This is a genomic window from Paenibacillus daejeonensis DSM 15491, from assembly GCF_000378385.1.
Taxonomy (GTDB): domain Bacteria; phylum Bacillota; class Bacilli; order Paenibacillales; family Paenibacillaceae; genus Paenibacillus_D; species Paenibacillus_D daejeonensis.
The window spans coordinates 275567-290673 of record NZ_KB899659.1; the positions used below are offsets into that span (position 1 = coordinate 275567).

The window sequence follows — 15107 nt, forward strand, 5'->3', positions numbered from 1 at the left end:
CATTTTCACGGATACCCATGATTTCTCTCTTGTTTCAGTGGGCGAAAGTGGGGGTAAATCATCGAGAAATAGCCTTATTTCGCCCGTTTTATGACAATTTTAATAAAAATGGCGAACATCATTTGAAATTCGTTGGAAAATAGCGTAACTTAGAGGACAAAGGCGGCCCGAAAGGAGACAAAACAATTTAATGACTACAGAGAGTATTATGGTGTGTGTGTATTATGGACCGACCGGTGAACGGTTGATTAAACGGGGGATACGGCTGTCGCAGCTGCTTAATTGTCCGTTATACGTGCTGCGCGTGGACACGGTTCCAGATGAAGAGCTGGACATGGACGAGGTTAGATATCTGTCGGTATGGAAAAAACTCGTCGAGGATGCCGGCGGTGAGTTCATAAACAAGGAATGCAAGGATCGCAAAATTACGGAGACCATCATCAAGGTAGCAGAAGATAAGAAAATTACCCAGCTCATTCTCGGCCAATCCGGCCAGACGCTGTGGCAGCAAATGACCAAGGGATCGCTCGTGAACAACTTGCTGAACCGCGTCGGCGCAATCGACATTCATATTGTCGCCGTCAAGCGCGCGGTGGATCAGCTCGAAGAAACGCATGAGAGCGGCGTCAAGGCCTACCTCGTGCCGAGCGGCAATACCTTTCAATTGAGCGAGTCGCCAAGCGGCAAGGATGTTCGGGAAGGTGTTTTCTTCAAGGATTTGCACACTGAATTTGACAGCGGCCTGTTCAAGTTGCAGGTGGAAGGAAACTATATCTATGTGAAAATCAACATGGGCAAGGTTACCGACCCTTCTGTCATCACCGGCAAGGTAAAAAAATAAGTTGCTTTCATGACAAGAAAGGGAGTCCCGGGCGGGACTCCCTTTCTACGGTCTGTACCTCTATATCGATTAATACCCCTGCCCTTCGCCGCCTGTGACAAGCTGTACCCCAGAGCTGGTACCCAAGCGGCTAGCCCCAGCCGTAATCATGGCATGCGCTGCCTCAGCTGTTCGTACACCACCGGAGGCTTTAACCCGAACGCTCTTCCGAGTGTACTGGTTCATGAGGAGGACATCCGCCTCCGTCGCGCCGCCCGTTCCAAAGCCTGTGGATGTCTTGACATAATCCGCACCCGCCAGGTCGCAAAGGATACAGGCGGTGATTTTTTCTTCCTCGGTCAAGGAACCTGTCTCCAGAATAACCTTCACCAATGCGCGTCCGGCTGCCGCTTCTACCACCTGCCGGACGTCCGTATACACCTCGCTCAGCAATCCCGATTTCAGCGCTCCCACATGCAGCACCATATCGAGCTCGGTAGCACCCGCATCGATTGCACAGTAGGCTTCAAACACTTTTACCCGTGTCGTGGCTGCACCCAATGGGAAACCAATGACCGTTGCGACGCCAACGCCGCTTTCGTGCAGCAGCTCTGCCGCCAGCGACGTCCACGCCCCATTCACGCATACCGTTGCAAACCGATGAGTCTTCGCCTCTTGACACAATTGGGCAATTTGCTCCTGCGTCGCGTCCGGCTTAAGCAGCGTGTGATCAATCATGGAGGCTAGTCCAGTACTAACGTCTGGACATTCGCCCTCCTCCGCATCGCTGCGAAGAGCCTGCTCCGGCACATGTATGCCCGCCGCCACCAGCTGGCCCAGCACGCTCTGTCTTCTCATGGCTGCGTCGTCTGCACTTGTCATTCCTTCATCCCCTTCCTATGACTCAAGACACTGATTAATTAGCGCCATCCGGATATACAATCCATTCTGGGCCTGGCGAAAATACGCAGCCCGCGGATCGCTGTCCACATCCGTATCGATTTCACCTGCACGCGGCAACGGATGCAGGATCAAGGCATCCTGTCGCATCTGTTCCAGGAGCGGTTGATCGATAATGTACTTGCCGGCTGCCAGCTCATATTGCTCCAGGGAAGGGAACCGTTCCTTCTGAATCCTGGTCTGGTAGAACACGTCCGCTCTTGCAGCGGCGGCAAGCAAATCGCCGGTTTCTTCATAGCTGACGCCTTTCTCATCGAGATAGCGCTTGACGCTCTCAGGGATCCGAGCATTAGGCGGAGCTATGAATGTGATGCGAATGTCCTTGTAATTGGCGAGCAGATAACTAAGCGAGTGAACCGTTCTTCCATAGGTCAAATCGCCAATCATCGCAATGTGGATGCCGTCAATCTCGCCGCGCTCTTTTTGAATGGTATACAAGTCAAGCAGTGCCTGCGTCGGATGTTCCCCGGATCCATCGCCAGCATTGATGACGGGTACGCCTGACACCTGTGCTGCACGGTGTGCAGCGCCTACCTCGGTATGACGCAATACGATGAGATCACAGTAGCCGGATACCACCTGGATGGTATCCTCCAGCGTCTCGCCTTTGATGGCCGAGGAGAAGGCTGTCGCATTCTCCGTACCGATGACGCGTCCCCCCAACCGGTACATTGCTGATTCAAAGGATAAGCGTGTCCTTGTACTCGCTTCAAAAAACAAGGAGCACATAATTTTGTCCGAGCGGATCAGGGAGCCACCGGTATTGGCGATAGGCTCCATCGTCGATGCTTGATCGAATAAACGCTGCAATGAGGCACGATCCATTGATTTGGATTCAATTATATGTAATAAACGACGCATGAAGTAGGGCCTCCTTCAAATGATGTGTACGCAACCCGTATTATAACGCAATTGAGCTTAATGGTAAAAAAACTCAAAGAAAACCGTGTGCGTAACGCACACGGCCTGGGTTTATTCAAATACTTTGAAGCGGCCTTCCAGGGATTGAAACGATTTGTCACCGGGTTCGGCAGTAGGCTTGCCGAATGGCATCTGGGCAATCAGCTTCCAAGTCTCCGGTAGATCCCACTCAGCAGATACCTGCTCATCGATCAACGGGTTATAATGCTGAAGCGATGCGCCATACCCTTGCAACCGGAGGGCGGTCCAGATTACATATTGATGCATGCCGGAGGATTGCTCCGACCACGTAGGGAAGCGATCCTGATAGGTGACGTACTGCTGCTGCATCCCTTGGATAACCGATTGATCTTCAAAAAAGAGAACCGTACCGTAGCCTGCTTTGAAGGCCCCCATTTTCTCCTCGGTTGAAGAGAATTGGTCGGCAGGCACGACAGCCCGGAGCGTTTCCGTGGTAATTTCCCACAGTTTGTCGTGCTGCTCACCCAGCAGCAATACAATGCGAGCGCTCTGGGAGTTGAATGCAGACGGCGTGTGAAGCAGCGCTTCCTCGATCAGATGCTTCAGCTCGTTGTCAGTCCCTACTTGTTCCTTACTAATCCCGTAAATACTGCGCCGGCTTTTCACGGCTTCCAAAAAGTCTTTTGCCATATTTTTCACTCCTATTCGTAAACAGTCTCGCAATAGATTACCCTGCGACAGGAATTTTTACACAGATGTTTACGAAAGGACATAACCGCACAGCATCAATCGTTGGATTTAAACGTGTAATCCTTAATTTTATCCAGACTTTTCATGCGGGAATTGCCTGTAGCAGGGCGGCTTGCAGGGTTATCAGAATGGACTACGCGCTCTATCGTCGTCAACCTATCCGTGTTATACTCCGCCAATTCAACCAAGTAGGCCAAAGCCGTTAATACGGATATAACTACAACAGTAATCAATAGAAATAAAAACGCTAGAAATTTACCACCGTCTATAAAGAACACCCTCAAACTGATGAGCGTGCCGACAATTCCGACCACCCATGCTAGACCTTTTAAAATTTGCGGCATCCTTACTCCTCCTTAATCACAGGCTCCAGACGATTGCGCCCTAGATAATCGATCCTAGATTATACGATGGGAGGAGTATAAATGTTTCAGGTTGTCTCCAGACGCTCCATAAATTCGGCCACATGACGGTTCACTTCTTCAGGGTTATCACGGTTCGTCAGATGGTGTGCATTCGGCACGACATGCAGCTCTGCTCCTGCAATCTGGCGGGCAAGCTCATGCTGCTGGCGCATCACCATCGTATCCTGGTCGCCATATAGTACGAGCGTCGGACATGAGACACGATGCAAATCCTGCTTGCTCTCCATACGTAAATTACCTGACCAATGACGGACAAAGGCATCATGGCTCATCATGCTAAATGCCTCCTCAATGAATGTCCGATTATCAGGATTGATTCCCGAGAGTGCCTTGGCCGTTAAAGATCCCGTTGTCCGAAGCGGCAGCAGACGTACAGATAGCTTGCTGATCGGCGTGGTGAGCCGCTCAAATAAATTAAATGTGTTCGTAAACGGACTGCCGATCAGGATGAGTCCCCGCACACGTTGCGGATAACGGATGGCGGTTTGGATGGAGATATGCCCTCCCATTGACAGGCCGCACAGGACGGCTTCGGGGATGTCCAGCGCCTGCATTAGACCATTCAGATCGCGGCTGAAATCCTCGGGATCGACTCGGCCTGGAGGGAGCGCGGACCGGCCATGACCTCTTACATCCCACAGGATGATCTGATAGCGATCGCGCAACGCTTCCACCTGGGGTTCCCATTGCCTGTGATACATGGAATGGCCATGCGTAAATACGATCGGAGGACCGCTGCCATGAATCTCGTAATATAACTGTACACCATTAACCAGACAGGTTGGCATTTATTATCCCTCCTCTTCCACTTGAGGTACCGACTGCTCCGTTCTGTAAGGACCTAATACAATGGCAAAGCTGTCCCTCACCCACTGCTCCAGCGGCTTGCCGGGGTCCTTGAGCCAAATAAGCAGTGAGCCGCTGATGGAGGCCTGCAGAATGTCGCTAACCTGGCCAATGTTGGCAAGCTTCAGCTCTCCGGCCTCTACGGCTCGCTCAAGCCAAGTGCGCACATGCCGGTCTATGAGCTGCACTCGTAATCTGGAGCGTTCCAGCAGTTCAGGATCATCATTGCTTTCCAGATACAGAGAAGTGGAATTGGCAACCGTACGCGGGTCGCCCAGATGGCTCACCGACTCGACAAATATCGATTCGAGCGTATAGATGTAACCTTCTCCCGACACAGGTCTATTCTCGAAGGCCTCATTCGTCATAGCAATCACATAATCCATATAGAAGAGCAGCAAAGCTTTCTTGGAGCCAAAGCGCTTGGAAAGCGCTGCGGGAGACAAGCCGATCTCGGCGGCTATCTTATCAAGCGTCAGCCCTCCATATCCTGTCTTAATCAGCGCCGCATACACTCCCTGATACACCATTTCATCTGTCATTTCTCGAGGTCTACCCATACTAAACCCTCCGAATGTTAATTAGTAAGTGTCCAACCACTTACTATATAGTGTAGCTGACGATACTTAATTAAACAAGTATAATATGAGATGTTCAGGGTGTTGAAAAACGGCCGTAGAGGTACGGAATCGAATCTGGAGAAGCGAAGCGTTCGCCTTTGTCCCCGGATTTCACCCCTAATAGGGTTAAAAATCAAAAAAATCTGGGGGACAACAGCGATTGGAAGATCGATCCGTGACCGTAGGCTTTCTTTTTTCAACAGCCTGAGATGTTGACCCTATTTAACCCCATTAATTAATGCCATTAACTACATTTGTCACACGTATTTAGGGTCATTAAATGTCTTTTGTCATCGAATAGTCACCTTCTTTGTCCCCTCTTAATCTTGTTTGTATGTTCCACCTGCCTTAAGTCATGCTATCATTGAGTCAAATAAATAATATAAATCTATTTTCAAAAAATAGACTGTTGAATAAAGGCCGAAGAGGCACGGAATCGAATCTGGAGAAGCGAAGCGTTCGCCTTTGTCCCCGGATTTCACCCCTAAAGGGGTAAAATCAAAGAAATCTGGGGACAACAGCGATTGGAAGATCGATCCGTGACTTTAGGCAATTCTTTTCAACAGTTTGCTTTTCATCACCGAAAAGGAATGAGCTACTTCGTGATCAAAAGCGATTTTTTGAACCACCTCTAAAAGAAGGAGCAACGTATGAATACGGACATGATCTTCACCCTCATCATTCTCGCAGCAGCGGCGGCCTTGTTCATGAGCGGCAAAGTCCGTTCCGACTTGGTTGCTGTCTGCTCCCTCATTCTGTTAGTTACGCTAGGGATTCTTAGTCCGGGTGAAGCGCTCTCCGGCTTCTCCAATTCAGTCGTCATTATGATGATTGGCTTGTTCATTGTCGGAGGCGGTATCTTCCAGACCGGTCTGGCCAAGATCGCCAGTGGTCAGCTGCTCAAGCTCTCGGGGACCAGTGAAACGCGTTTGTTGATCACCGTCATTCTCTCTACGGGATTGATGGGTGCCTTCGTCAGCAACACAGGTACAGTTGCCGTCATGCTGCCGATCGTAGTCAGCCTGGCTGCGGGAGCGGGCATCAGTCCCGGCCGCTTGTTGATGCCATTGGCGTTTGCCAGCAGCCTGGGCGGCACGCTCACCTTGATCGGTACCCCGCCCAACATTGTCATCCGCGAAACGCTGATGAATAATGGCTACGGCGAGCTGTCCTTCTTCTCCTTCACGCCGATCGGCCTCGTCTGTCTGGGTGCAGGCACAATCCTGATCGTCTTGTTAGGCAAGCTGCTGCTTCCCAAGACAGCTCCTGGTACGGGCAGCAGCGGCTCAGGCAACCGGACGCCTGCCGAGCTGGAGAAGCGATATCAGCTCGCGCAGAATTTGTTCCGGCTGCAGGTCGGCGATGATTCGCCTTTCATTGGCAAGCCACTGAGAGAGCTGGACATTACCAATCAGTATCATGTACATATTATTGAATTGCGTCGGCGCACATCAGGCAGCAATCCATTCTTCAAAACACTAGATCAGCAATCGGCCGGCCCCTCTACCGTCCTGAATCCGCAGGATATCATCTATGTCTACGGGGAGTTCGCTCCAGTCGAAGCCTTTGCCGCTACCGGCAAGCTCCAGTTGCTGGATGCCCGGACGTCAGAGCAAACCAAGCCAGCCCAGTCTGCCCCTTATGTGTCCAGTGAAATCGGAATCGCTGAGCTGCTGCTGCCGCCAGATTCCGGGCTCGTAGGCAGCCTGGTAAAGGATACGGGGTTTCGTGAAACCTACGGCATCAACGTGCTGGGCATCCGGCGCAAAGAGGAGTATAAGCTCCACAGTTTGAAGGATGAGAAGATTCGGTTCGGTGATGCCATTCTGGTGCAAGGCAGCTGGAAAAGTATTAATCGTTTATCACGCGAGCACAGTGAGGTGGTTGTCGTGGGACAACCGCTCGAAGCCGCTGCCTCTGTTCCGATGAGCAGTAAGGCTCCGCTGGCTGCAGGCATCATGCTGCTAATGGTTGTCTTAATGATTCTTGAGGTGTTCCCGGCGGTCATATCCGTCATGATTGCAGCCGTACTAATGATTGTTACCGGCTGTCTGCGAAGTATGGAAGCCGCCTATAAGACAGTGAACTGGGAAAGTATCGTTCTTATCGGAGGCATGATTCCGATGTCGATCGCTCTGGAGAAGACCGGCGCCGCGTCAATGATCTCAACCCAGCTGGTCGACAGTTTGGGCAGTATGGGACCGATGGTGCTACTAGCAGGCATTTATTTTACCACCTCCCTGCTCACCTTGTTCATTAGCAACACAGCCTGTGCTGTGCTGTTTGCCCCGATTGCCCTGACAGCTGCTGTAGGGATCGGCGTCAGCCCCGTGCCGTTCATGTTTGCCGTATCCATAGCTGCTGGCATGTGTTTTGCCGTACCGTTCTCCACACCACCCAATGCGCTTGTCATGGCCGCTGGGCGTTATACCTTTAAGGATTATGTGAAGCTCGGACTGCCGATCCAACTGCTCATGGGCGCAATCGTCGTGCCGCTGCTGCCCTTGTTCTTCCCGTTCTAACACAGAAGGACTGACGTGCTTCGCGGTAGCGACAGCTCGTCAGTCCTTTCCCTTGAACATCTATTTAGTTGGCTAGCTTGCTAAGAGCCGGATATTCGTCCAGGTAGCCGTGCTGCTTAAGCTCCAGCAACGCTTTGCGGATGCTGTGCTCGTCCTCTCCGGATTGATCGGACATTTCAAGCAGGCTGCTGACCGTAACATTTTCCTGGGTTTTGCAGAAGGTTAGCAGGCCCTTGGCAGCCCAGGACAGACGGTCATCCTGAAATTCGCCGACCATCTGACGGAATAATTTGTGCGGTACCAGCTTAAGCTCGACGAGCCGTTGCATGGCCGAGATGGCCTCTTTGATCGTCATGCGACCCTTGCGGGCAACATCCTTGAGCACGGGCATTCCGGCATCGGAGCCGTAGGAGCTGAGGACAAAATACATCATCTGTGAGTAGATATCGAGGTCCGGTCTCTGAAAAACATCAGTGGAAAGCGTAAAGTTGCGAACGCCGGACGAGCTTGGTTGTTCGTTATTCATGTTGTCGTGGTTCTCCCTTCAGACAATACTTACTCTATAATCATACGAGAACAGGAACCGATTTCCTGGTTTATGAAGAGGATTTAATCCACTCTTCCGATTTCTAATCTAAATCCTAGACTTGCTCAGAGGGCTGCAGGTTGGGCTATAATAGAATAGCAGAAGACAGATCGGTCGCATCAGACTAGACTACCTATCGACAGGAGAGATCGCCATGAATATCATAGAATTGCCGATCACACAGATCGAGGAAGACAAGGATCAACCCCGTTATCAATTCGATGAAGAGGCGCTACAGGAGCTCATGCAGAGCATCGAGGAGATTGGTCTCCTCTCGCCGATCAAGGTGAGAGCTACGGGCAAGAACCAATATAAAATCATCTACGGAAACCGCCGCTACAAGGCATGCCTGGCACTTGGGCGCACCAGTATTCCTTGCATTATCTCAGAAGCTGCAAGCGAGCAGGAAATTTACCTGGAGCAAATCGCCGAGAACCTAACGCGCGAGGGCTTCTCTCCCATCGAGGAAGCCGAGGCCTTCCATAAACTGATGAATGATCCCAAATTCAGCAGCTCGGTCAAATATTTATCCAGCAAGCTTGGCAAACCCGAAGCGTATATCAAAAATAAATGTGAGCTGCTGAAATTCGGCAACGCCGTCAAAAAACTCGTCGTTAGCGGCACGGCCATCCGCAAGGATAAGCTCACGGAGGATCAACTGCTCCCGCTGAAGGATCTTCCCCTGGAGCACCGGGATCCGCTCGCGCTCATCATGGCCCGCGATGAAATGCCGGTCAGCGACATCAAGAAAATTGCCCGTCTCTTCAAATCAAAGGACATCTCGACGTCGACCAAGGACAAGCTGCTCTATAAGTCAGGCCTCGAACTGTATGAGACCTGGTCGGTCTATGAGCAGAACCGGGCGGAACGGGCCAAGCCTGCCGAGCCGAAAGCCAAGCCCAAGTCCAAGACCTCTGATTCCGAGCCTGCGCCAGTGGTGCCGTCAGCGTCATTGCCGCCCGCGACTGAACCGCCGGCCTCCTCTGCTACTGCCCAGATTGCGTTCGGCGATATCCGCCCTGCTGATGTTAGAGAAACGGCATCAGCAAGAGCCCATTCCGCGCCGGAGCAGGTAACTCAACCAACTGCCCCTTCATCGCCGCTGCTGATGCAGGTTGGACAGCTGCTCCATATTCTCGACGCAGCAGCTGCTCCAACGGCTGAGGACCTGCCTGCCGTAAGTGGATTGAGTGCTGCGGATAAAGAGCGGCTGCAACAGGAGCTGCAACAGCTGACTGCCCGACTTGAGACCGAACTGCAGGGCTGGAAAGGTCTGCTGGAGGAGCTCTACCAAACTACACGCTGACAGCCTTGCACCTCAAAAGGGCAGCCTCAAACGCCAATGATGGCGTTTGGAGCTGCCCTGCTTTTTGTGTAAAGAGGCTACTGAATCCCCTGTTCCGTTACGCGACTGACAATACTCATAACACTCTCTCTGCTGAGCTTGCCGTCGCCGCTGCTCAAGGCTTCAAGCGTACCGTGAGCCAGCGCAAGCGGAATCGTGCAGAATTCCAGAATCTGCCCTGGCTGCAGCACCTCCACATACGCATCAGCACCCTCAAGATTATGGCGAGCATAAGCGAACATCTGCTCGAGGTCCCAATCGTTCGGGAAGAAGCTGACGCCGCGCTCCTCATCTTCGCCGTAGTTACGCAGAATATTGACTGCTTGCAGCCCCCGTCCGAACGCGATCGCTTTGACCCGGTCCGTATCTGTGCCGTCATGCCAGCGCCACAGATCGGAGAGCAGCTCACCCACTGCACCAGCTACACAATAGGTATAGCTGTCCAAATCCTCTCTCGTCTCAATCTGCCAATTCTTATCGACCCAGTCAGCCATACCCGTGGCCATGACCGCCGTGCTCTGCTTCACAAGCGAAGCTGCAGATTCCGGTGCCAGGCGCACCCAATCCTTCAGACGCAGTGTCACCTCAGGCAGCACCTCGCCGTAAGGAGCAAACACGCCGTCCAATGTGCTCTCCGGCTCCTCTGATTGTAACCAGCTGCTTACTTCACGCAACAGATGGGATTTGGTATCCCGCGGCATTTCGGGGTGGTCTTCAATCTCGTCAATGGCGCGCATACAGAGATAAGCCGAGGCTACCGCCTCTTGCAGTTCACCGCTGAGCCGGCTGATCGGGATAAAAAAAGTGCGGCTGTTCGTTAATAGATGATTCATTCCAATGGTCAGCAATTCGTTTTGGTTGTTCAACATAGCGCTCCCTCTACTATTACGTTGACTCTAATAGCGACTGTTTTCTTTAATTATAGCTACATTTGCATGCGTGTTCAAATCGTGGCTCCCCGCTTCTCATGTGCGGCCGAATATGTTACGATTTGGTGTGGTGCAAGTTAGCAGATTGAACTGGTAAGAGAGGAGGATTCTGCAAGTTGAGGATACAAGCTTGGATTGATCACCCGAGATTCACGCAGGTTGTCATGGTTCTTATCCTTCTTAATGCCATCCTGGTAGGTCTGGAAACCTACCCTTATATCTATGATACCTATTTCCCCTGGATTCAATGGACCGACCGTTTGCTGCTCTGGGCGTTTACGCTTGAGATTGTGCTCAGGCTCATAGCCAGTCGTCCGACCCGTTCCTTTTTTCGGGATGGTTGGAATGTGTTCGATTTCGTTATCGTTGCCAGCGGACACCTCTTCGTCGGAAGCTCATTTATCACCGTCTTGCGTATTTTGCGGGTTCTTCGTGTACTACGAGCAATTTCGGTCATGCCATCCCTGCGAAGGATTGTCACGGCACTGCTGCTGACCTTGCCTTCACTGGCACATATTGCCTTCCTGTTATCGATCTTGTTCTACATATTTGCAGTGACGGGAACGATGCTTTTTGGCAAAGTATCCCCGGAATACTTTGGCACCCTGCATGACACACTACTTACACTAATGCAAATGATAACCCTCGATTCGTGGGCGAGCGGCATGATGCGTCCGATGCTCGATAGCACGCCTTGGGCGTGGATCTACTTTATGCTGTTTGTTCTGCTTGGTTCATTTATCGTGATGAATCTAATCATCGGTGTCATTGTTACCAACCTCGATCGGGCAGACAACGAAGGGAAGCCTCAGCAGCAACCGGATCACGACCAGGACAATCAGCTGCAGGAGCTTCGCAATGAGGTGGGAGAGCTCAAGGCGATGATTCAACAGTTGAGTGAACGGAGCAAATAATATGTATTAAAAGAACGGACAAACCGCCCTGTGCAGGCGCGTTTGTCCGTTTTAGGTGAGACGAATTAGTCATCGTAGCGGTCGTCATCGTCATGGTCAACTTGGAGGACCTTGGCGGTATAGGCATCGATCTCTACCTCGGTTTCTCCACGGCTCGTACGCAGTTCTACCTCATAGATCGCGCGCCCGTCATCATGATCGAGACTGACTTCCTGCACACTGCCACCAGTATGCTTCTGTGCCGCTGCTGCGGCAGCTGCCGCACCAATCAGACGGTTGTGATCATATTTGTGATCATCATTATCGTCATCTCTGTCTTCCTTGATGCCAAGCGTTTGGCCGGTTCGCGCATCGATTTTCACTTCAGTTTCGATGTTGCCCTTCTCAATATCGACCTCATAATAAGCTGAGTTGCGGCGCTGCTCGAGCTCAATGCTCTCGACACGTCCGTCGAATTCAGCCAGTGCACGCTGTTGTGCTGCTGCAAAGCCAATATAGCTTGGAGAAGTCGAAGCTGCTGTAGTAGTCACTGGAGTGGATTCCGAATTTCCGTTACCCGCTCCGATCCCTGTAGCACTTGCTACACCGTATACGCTTCCTACTGCAATTGCTGTTGTCAACACGCCAATCCATAGTTTTCGTTTCATCATGTTCCATCTCCTCCTCGAGTTCGTTTGTCTCTACATGTACAAATATAACTGGCGTACATGAGAACAAACGAATAGTCAGATTAGAAATTGATGAGAAAAAGATGAGTTTACGTATCGTCATCATCATCCCAGATCACCGAAATGACTGTACCGGTGATGGCATTAACCTGGATGACCGCTTCCCGCTCCTCAGGCGTTTCGATTTCAATCAAGTAGTAGATCCCATTGTCATTGCTCCGCAGTTCAACATCTTCCACCTTGCCCAACACTTGACCGAGCGCAATCTTGATGGCTTCTTCTTCAGTCAGTGGCAATGGGGGTGGTTCTTCACCGCCAGGCTCCTCCGGCTGATCTGTCCCCGGCTGTCCGGGCTCTCCCCCCGGATTGGGAACCGGTTCAGGTGGCTCGAATGCTTCGAGCCGCAGGATGCGTCTGGCCTCGCCTGCCCCGCCAAGCAATAGTTCATACACGCCCAGCTCCGACTCCAATGTAACTTGATAGCCCTCACGCAGCGATTGCACCTCTCGGATCTCACCGCCGTATTGGCCAAGTACCTGATCCCGGATCTCGGATTCGCTCAGTTGGCGAACAGGTTCGGACCCGGACTGCAGGAGCAGAATACCAGCGGTCGCCGTAAGGAAAAGCACGAGCAAGCCCACCAGCAGCCATCGCATTCGCCAGACCTGCTTCATCGTGAATCCGCTCCCCTCTCCGTCTTGGTAGTCAATAAGGCCGCCTCTGGAGCCGCCTGCGGTTTGCACCAAATGGTCGCTGTCGTTCCTGCTCCCTCTATACTCTCCAGCTCGACGCGGACATCAATCGCTTCTGCCAGCTCCACGGCAAGCGACAGCCCTAGCCCCGCGCCACCGTCCTGCCGATTTCTTGCTTCGTCCACTCGGTAGAAGCGGTCGAATACCCGGGGCAACTGGTCCTTGGGGATGCCGATACCGCGGTCAATCACTCGCACAAACCGCTCTCCACCGGCAGCGCCAATGATGATACGAATCGGCTCATCACTGAACTTGCGGGCATTGTCGAGAAAGATATAGAGCAGCTGCTTCAGCTTCGCTTCATCCGTGTAGCCCATCTCCACCTGCTCGGCTTCTACATCGACCTGCCGATCGTAAGCCTTGCGATACGCCTTGGCAGCATCAAGCGCTAGCTGCACCAAATCCACATCCGTTAACGTCACATCCCATTGCTCCTTGCGCTGAGCAAGCAGCAGCAGCTGCTCGGTCATCTGCTTCATACGGACAGCCTCCGAATGGATGGCTTCTACGGATTCGCCGAACAGCTCAGGATTCTCCATCCCCCTTCGTTTTAACAGGCTGGCGTAGCTTTCAATGATCGTTAGAGGGGTCTTCAGCTCATGGGAGGCGTTCGATACGAATTTTTGCTGTTTGTCATAATTCGCCTCCAACAGCTCCATCATCTCATTGAAGGTCACGCCCATCTCATACAGCTCATCACGCGACTGCTCCTGCAGCTTAAGTCTGCGGTAATGTCCGCTCTGCCGAATCTCCCGCATCGTTGAGGTCATCGCACCGATCGGCTGCATAATCAGCCGACCCAGAATACGACTGGACAACAGGACCGGGATGAGTGCGAGCGAAGTGATGGCGAGCAGTACGATCCGGAGTGTCTGCAGCGTAGTCAGCATGCCAGCCAAGCTGTGCACCAGCTGAATCTGGACGACCTCACCGGTGGTCCAAATCGCAGGTATGGATACGGAAGCATACGTCTGTCCCTCATGTCTTATCGTCTCAACCCTTCGTTCTGCCGTGTAGTCTGTCGGGAGTGCCATGAGGTGTTCTTGTCCTGGTGATGTAATGCCCGGATAATCGACGGGACCGCCGCCGCTGATTCGGATCATACCGTCCACGGGCACATAGCTGCGCAACGCATCGGCGGCAGGCACGACAGCTACAGCGTTCAGGATGCCGCTGCTGATATGACTGCCTTCAGCCTCTACCCGGCGAAGCTCGCTGTCCATCATCATCTTGCTAAAGGCAAAATAGATGGACAAGTTCATCAGAATCAACAGAACGGCGAATAACACCGAGGAGTACAAATTGATCTTGCTGCGCAGCTTCATGGCGAATCCTTCAGCACGTATCCGACACCGCGCACGGTATGAATCAACTCGCTTGAGAAGCCGCTGTCTACCTTTTTGCGAACATAACGGATATAAACGTCCACCACATTGGTGTCTCCCGCATAGGCATAGCCCCATACCGCCGTCAACAATTGATCGCGGCTGAGCACCTGCCTCTGATTCCGCATCAAATAGACCAGCAGATCAAATTCCCGGGGAGTCAGCTCAATGGTCTTCTGATCCCGGTAGACTTCGCGCGTGGACTCATTGAGCCGGAGGTCCGCGCATTCCAGCCACTGTTCCATAGCCGGGGGCTCTGTGTGCAAGGCGCGTTGTCTGAGCGAGGCCCGGATGCGCGCTAGCAGCTCCTCAATGACAAACGGTTTGGTAATGTAATCATTGGCGCCCAGATCAAGCCCGGACACCTTGTCCTCCACCGATCCCTTGGCCGTTAGCAGCAATACAGCCGTCTGACTGTCTGACGCGCGAATCCGGCGCAGCAGCTCAATACCGCTGAGTCCCGGCAGCATCACATCAAGCAGGATCAGATCATAACTGCCTGCGCGATAAGCCTCCAGTCCGTCGAGGCCATTTTTGGCAAGTGTGATCTCATAGCCTTCGAAGCCCAGTTCAATTTGCAGCAGCCGGGCGATTTTTTCCTCATCTTCTACGATCAATATCGATTCGCTCATTTGGCCTCTCCTTTATGGACAACCGCTCTTGGATTCCCTATTTGATCTTCGGCGCCTTTGCCGGATATAAT

At 52.3% G+C, this 15107-nt stretch carries 16 protein-coding genes; 4 read left to right on the forward strand and 12 right to left on the reverse strand.

What is annotated here, in order from left to right; genetic code table 11:
* The first annotated feature begins 190 nt into the window (after positions 1 to 190).
* The gene (locus tag F556_RS0101240) at positions 191 to 841 is read left to right on the forward strand and encodes a universal stress protein (RefSeq protein WP_020615060.1); all 651 of its coding nucleotides are present in this window, start codon (positions 191 to 193) and stop codon (positions 839 to 841) included.
* Positions 842 to 910: 69 nt separating this feature from the next.
* Here F556_RS0101240 and deoC read toward each other — a convergent pair whose 3' ends face one another.
* The 6 genes from deoC to F556_RS33030 form a co-directional block, all read right to left on the reverse strand.
* Positions 911 to 1558 (reverse strand): deoxyribose-phosphate aldolase, encoded by a 648-nt coding sequence (gene deoC / locus F556_RS0101245; RefSeq protein ID WP_026297032.1) that lies wholly within the window; start codon positions 1556 to 1558, stop codon positions 911 to 913.
* Between the two features lie 159 nt (positions 1559 to 1717).
* Positions 1718 to 2641 (reverse strand): aspartate carbamoyltransferase, encoded by a 924-nt coding sequence (gene pyrB, locus F556_RS0101250; RefSeq protein ID WP_020615062.1) that lies wholly within the window; start codon positions 2639 to 2641, stop codon positions 1718 to 1720.
* A 111-nt stretch (positions 2642 to 2752) separates the two neighbouring features.
* The gene (locus F556_RS0101255; protein ID WP_020615063.1) at positions 2753 to 3352 is read right to left on the reverse strand and encodes a nitroreductase family protein; all 600 of its coding nucleotides are present in this window, start codon (positions 3350 to 3352) and stop codon (positions 2753 to 2755) included.
* A gap of 95 nt (positions 3353 to 3447) precedes the next feature.
* Complete coding sequence (locus F556_RS0101260) at positions 3448 to 3756, reverse strand: hypothetical protein (protein WP_020615064.1); 309 nt, start codon at positions 3754 to 3756, stop codon at positions 3448 to 3450.
* Positions 3757 to 3842: 86 nt separating this feature from the next.
* Positions 3843 to 4625: an alpha/beta fold hydrolase gene (locus F556_RS0101265; RefSeq protein ID WP_020615065.1), complete on the reverse strand. Its 783-nt coding sequence runs from the start codon at positions 4623 to 4625 to the stop codon at positions 3843 to 3845.
* 3 nt (positions 4626 to 4628) lie between these two features.
* The gene (locus F556_RS33030; RefSeq protein WP_020615066.1) at positions 4629 to 5243 is read right to left on the reverse strand and encodes a TetR/AcrR family transcriptional regulator; all 615 of its coding nucleotides are present in this window, start codon (positions 5241 to 5243) and stop codon (positions 4629 to 4631) included.
* Positions 5244 to 5953: 710 nt separating this feature from the next.
* Between F556_RS33030 and F556_RS0101275 the strand changes: the two genes are divergently transcribed.
* Positions 5954 to 7825 carry an SLC13 family permease gene (locus F556_RS0101275; protein ID WP_020615067.1) on the forward strand — a complete coding sequence of 624 codons (1872 nt, stop codon included), beginning with the start codon at positions 5954 to 5956 and terminating at the stop codon, positions 7823 to 7825.
* A 64-nt stretch (positions 7826 to 7889) separates the two neighbouring features.
* Here F556_RS0101275 and F556_RS0101280 read toward each other — a convergent pair whose 3' ends face one another.
* A complete protein-coding gene (locus F556_RS0101280) occupies positions 7890 to 8351 on the reverse strand; it encodes a hypothetical protein (RefSeq protein WP_020615068.1) in 462 nt (153 codons plus the stop codon).
* A 214-nt stretch (positions 8352 to 8565) separates the two neighbouring features.
* On the opposite strand from F556_RS0101280, the gene F556_RS0101285 reads away from it, so the two are divergent.
* Positions 8566 to 9717 carry a ParB/RepB/Spo0J family partition protein gene (locus F556_RS0101285; protein WP_020615069.1) on the forward strand — a complete coding sequence of 384 codons (1152 nt, stop codon included), beginning with the start codon at positions 8566 to 8568 and terminating at the stop codon, positions 9715 to 9717.
* 77 nt (positions 9718 to 9794) lie between these two features.
* On the opposite strand, the gene F556_RS0101290 is transcribed toward F556_RS0101285, so the two are convergent.
* On the reverse strand, positions 9795 to 10625 hold the full coding sequence (locus tag F556_RS0101290) for a squalene/phytoene synthase family protein (RefSeq protein WP_020615070.1): 831 nt from the start codon (positions 10623 to 10625) through the stop codon (positions 9795 to 9797).
* 176 nt (positions 10626 to 10801) lie between these two features.
* Here F556_RS0101290 and F556_RS0101295 point away from each other — a divergent pair, with 176 nt between their 5' ends.
* Positions 10802 to 11599 (forward strand): ion transporter, encoded by a 798-nt coding sequence (locus tag F556_RS0101295; protein WP_020615071.1) that lies wholly within the window; start codon positions 10802 to 10804, stop codon positions 11597 to 11599.
* Between the two features lie 65 nt (positions 11600 to 11664).
* Here the strand turns inward: F556_RS0101295 and F556_RS33035 are convergent, their stop codons facing one another.
* The 4 genes from F556_RS33035 to F556_RS0101315 all read right to left on the reverse strand — a co-directional run bounded on the left by F556_RS33035 (position 11665) and on the right by F556_RS0101315 (position 15036).
* Complete coding sequence (locus F556_RS33035) at positions 11665 to 12249, reverse strand: PepSY domain-containing protein (protein WP_020615072.1); 585 nt, start codon at positions 12247 to 12249, stop codon at positions 11665 to 11667.
* Between the two features lie 107 nt (positions 12250 to 12356).
* A complete protein-coding gene (locus tag F556_RS33040; protein WP_020615073.1) occupies positions 12357 to 12941 on the reverse strand; it encodes a PepSY domain-containing protein in 585 nt (194 codons plus the stop codon).
* A complete protein-coding gene (locus F556_RS0101310; RefSeq protein WP_020615074.1) occupies positions 12938 to 14344 on the reverse strand; it encodes a sensor histidine kinase in 1407 nt (468 codons plus the stop codon). The genes F556_RS33040 and F556_RS0101310 overlap by 4 nt, the downstream gene beginning before the upstream one ends.
* Positions 14341 to 15036 carry a response regulator transcription factor gene (locus F556_RS0101315; protein ID WP_020615075.1) on the reverse strand — a complete coding sequence of 232 codons (696 nt, stop codon included), beginning with the start codon at positions 15034 to 15036 and terminating at the stop codon, positions 14341 to 14343. Before F556_RS0101315 ends, F556_RS0101310 begins: the two co-directional genes overlap by 4 nt.
* Positions 15037 to 15107: the final 71 nt, after the last annotated feature.

What these genes read in the sequence shown, in the direction of transcription:
- F556_RS0101240 (WP_020615060.1), top strand. Translation starts at nt 191, where the DNA reads ATGACTACAGAGAGTATTATGGTGTGTGTGTATTATGGACCGACCGGT.
- deoC (WP_026297032.1), bottom strand. Translation starts at nt 1,558, where the DNA reads ATGATTGATCACACGCTGCTTAAGCCGGACGCGACGCAGGAGCAAATT.
- pyrB (WP_020615062.1), bottom strand. Translation starts at nt 2,641, where the DNA reads ATGCGTCGTTTATTACATATAATTGAATCCAAATCAATGGATCGTGCC.
- F556_RS0101255 (WP_020615063.1), bottom strand. Translation starts at nt 3,352, where the DNA reads ATGGCAAAAGACTTTTTGGAAGCCGTGAAAAGCCGGCGCAGTATTTAC.
- F556_RS0101260 (WP_020615064.1), bottom strand. Translation starts at nt 3,756, where the DNA reads ATGCCGCAAATTTTAAAAGGTCTAGCATGGGTGGTCGGAATTGTCGGC.
- F556_RS0101265 (WP_020615065.1), bottom strand. Translation starts at nt 4,625, where the DNA reads ATGCCAACCTGTCTGGTTAATGGTGTACAGTTATATTACGAGATTCAT.
- F556_RS33030 (WP_020615066.1), bottom strand. Translation starts at nt 5,243, where the DNA reads ATGGGTAGACCTCGAGAAATGACAGATGAAATGGTGTATCAGGGAGTG.
- F556_RS0101275 (WP_020615067.1), top strand. Translation starts at nt 5,954, where the DNA reads ATGAATACGGACATGATCTTCACCCTCATCATTCTCGCAGCAGCGGCG.
- F556_RS0101280 (WP_020615068.1), bottom strand. Translation starts at nt 8,351, where the DNA reads ATGAATAACGAACAACCAAGCTCGTCCGGCGTTCGCAACTTTACGCTT.
- F556_RS0101285 (WP_020615069.1), top strand. Translation starts at nt 8,566, where the DNA reads ATGAATATCATAGAATTGCCGATCACACAGATCGAGGAAGACAAGGAT.
- F556_RS0101290 (WP_020615070.1), bottom strand. Translation starts at nt 10,625, where the DNA reads ATGTTGAACAACCAAAACGAATTGCTGACCATTGGAATGAATCATCTA.
- F556_RS33035 (WP_020615072.1), bottom strand. Translation starts at nt 12,249, where the DNA reads ATGATGAAACGAAAACTATGGATTGGCGTGTTGACAACAGCAATTGCA.
- F556_RS33040 (WP_020615073.1), bottom strand. Translation starts at nt 12,941, where the DNA reads ATGAAGCAGGTCTGGCGAATGCGATGGCTGCTGGTGGGCTTGCTCGTG.
- F556_RS0101310 (WP_020615074.1), bottom strand. Translation starts at nt 14,344, where the DNA reads ATGAAGCTGCGCAGCAAGATCAATTTGTACTCCTCGGTGTTATTCGCC.
- F556_RS0101315 (WP_020615075.1), bottom strand. Translation starts at nt 15,036, where the DNA reads ATGAGCGAATCGATATTGATCGTAGAAGATGAGGAAAAAATCGCCCGG.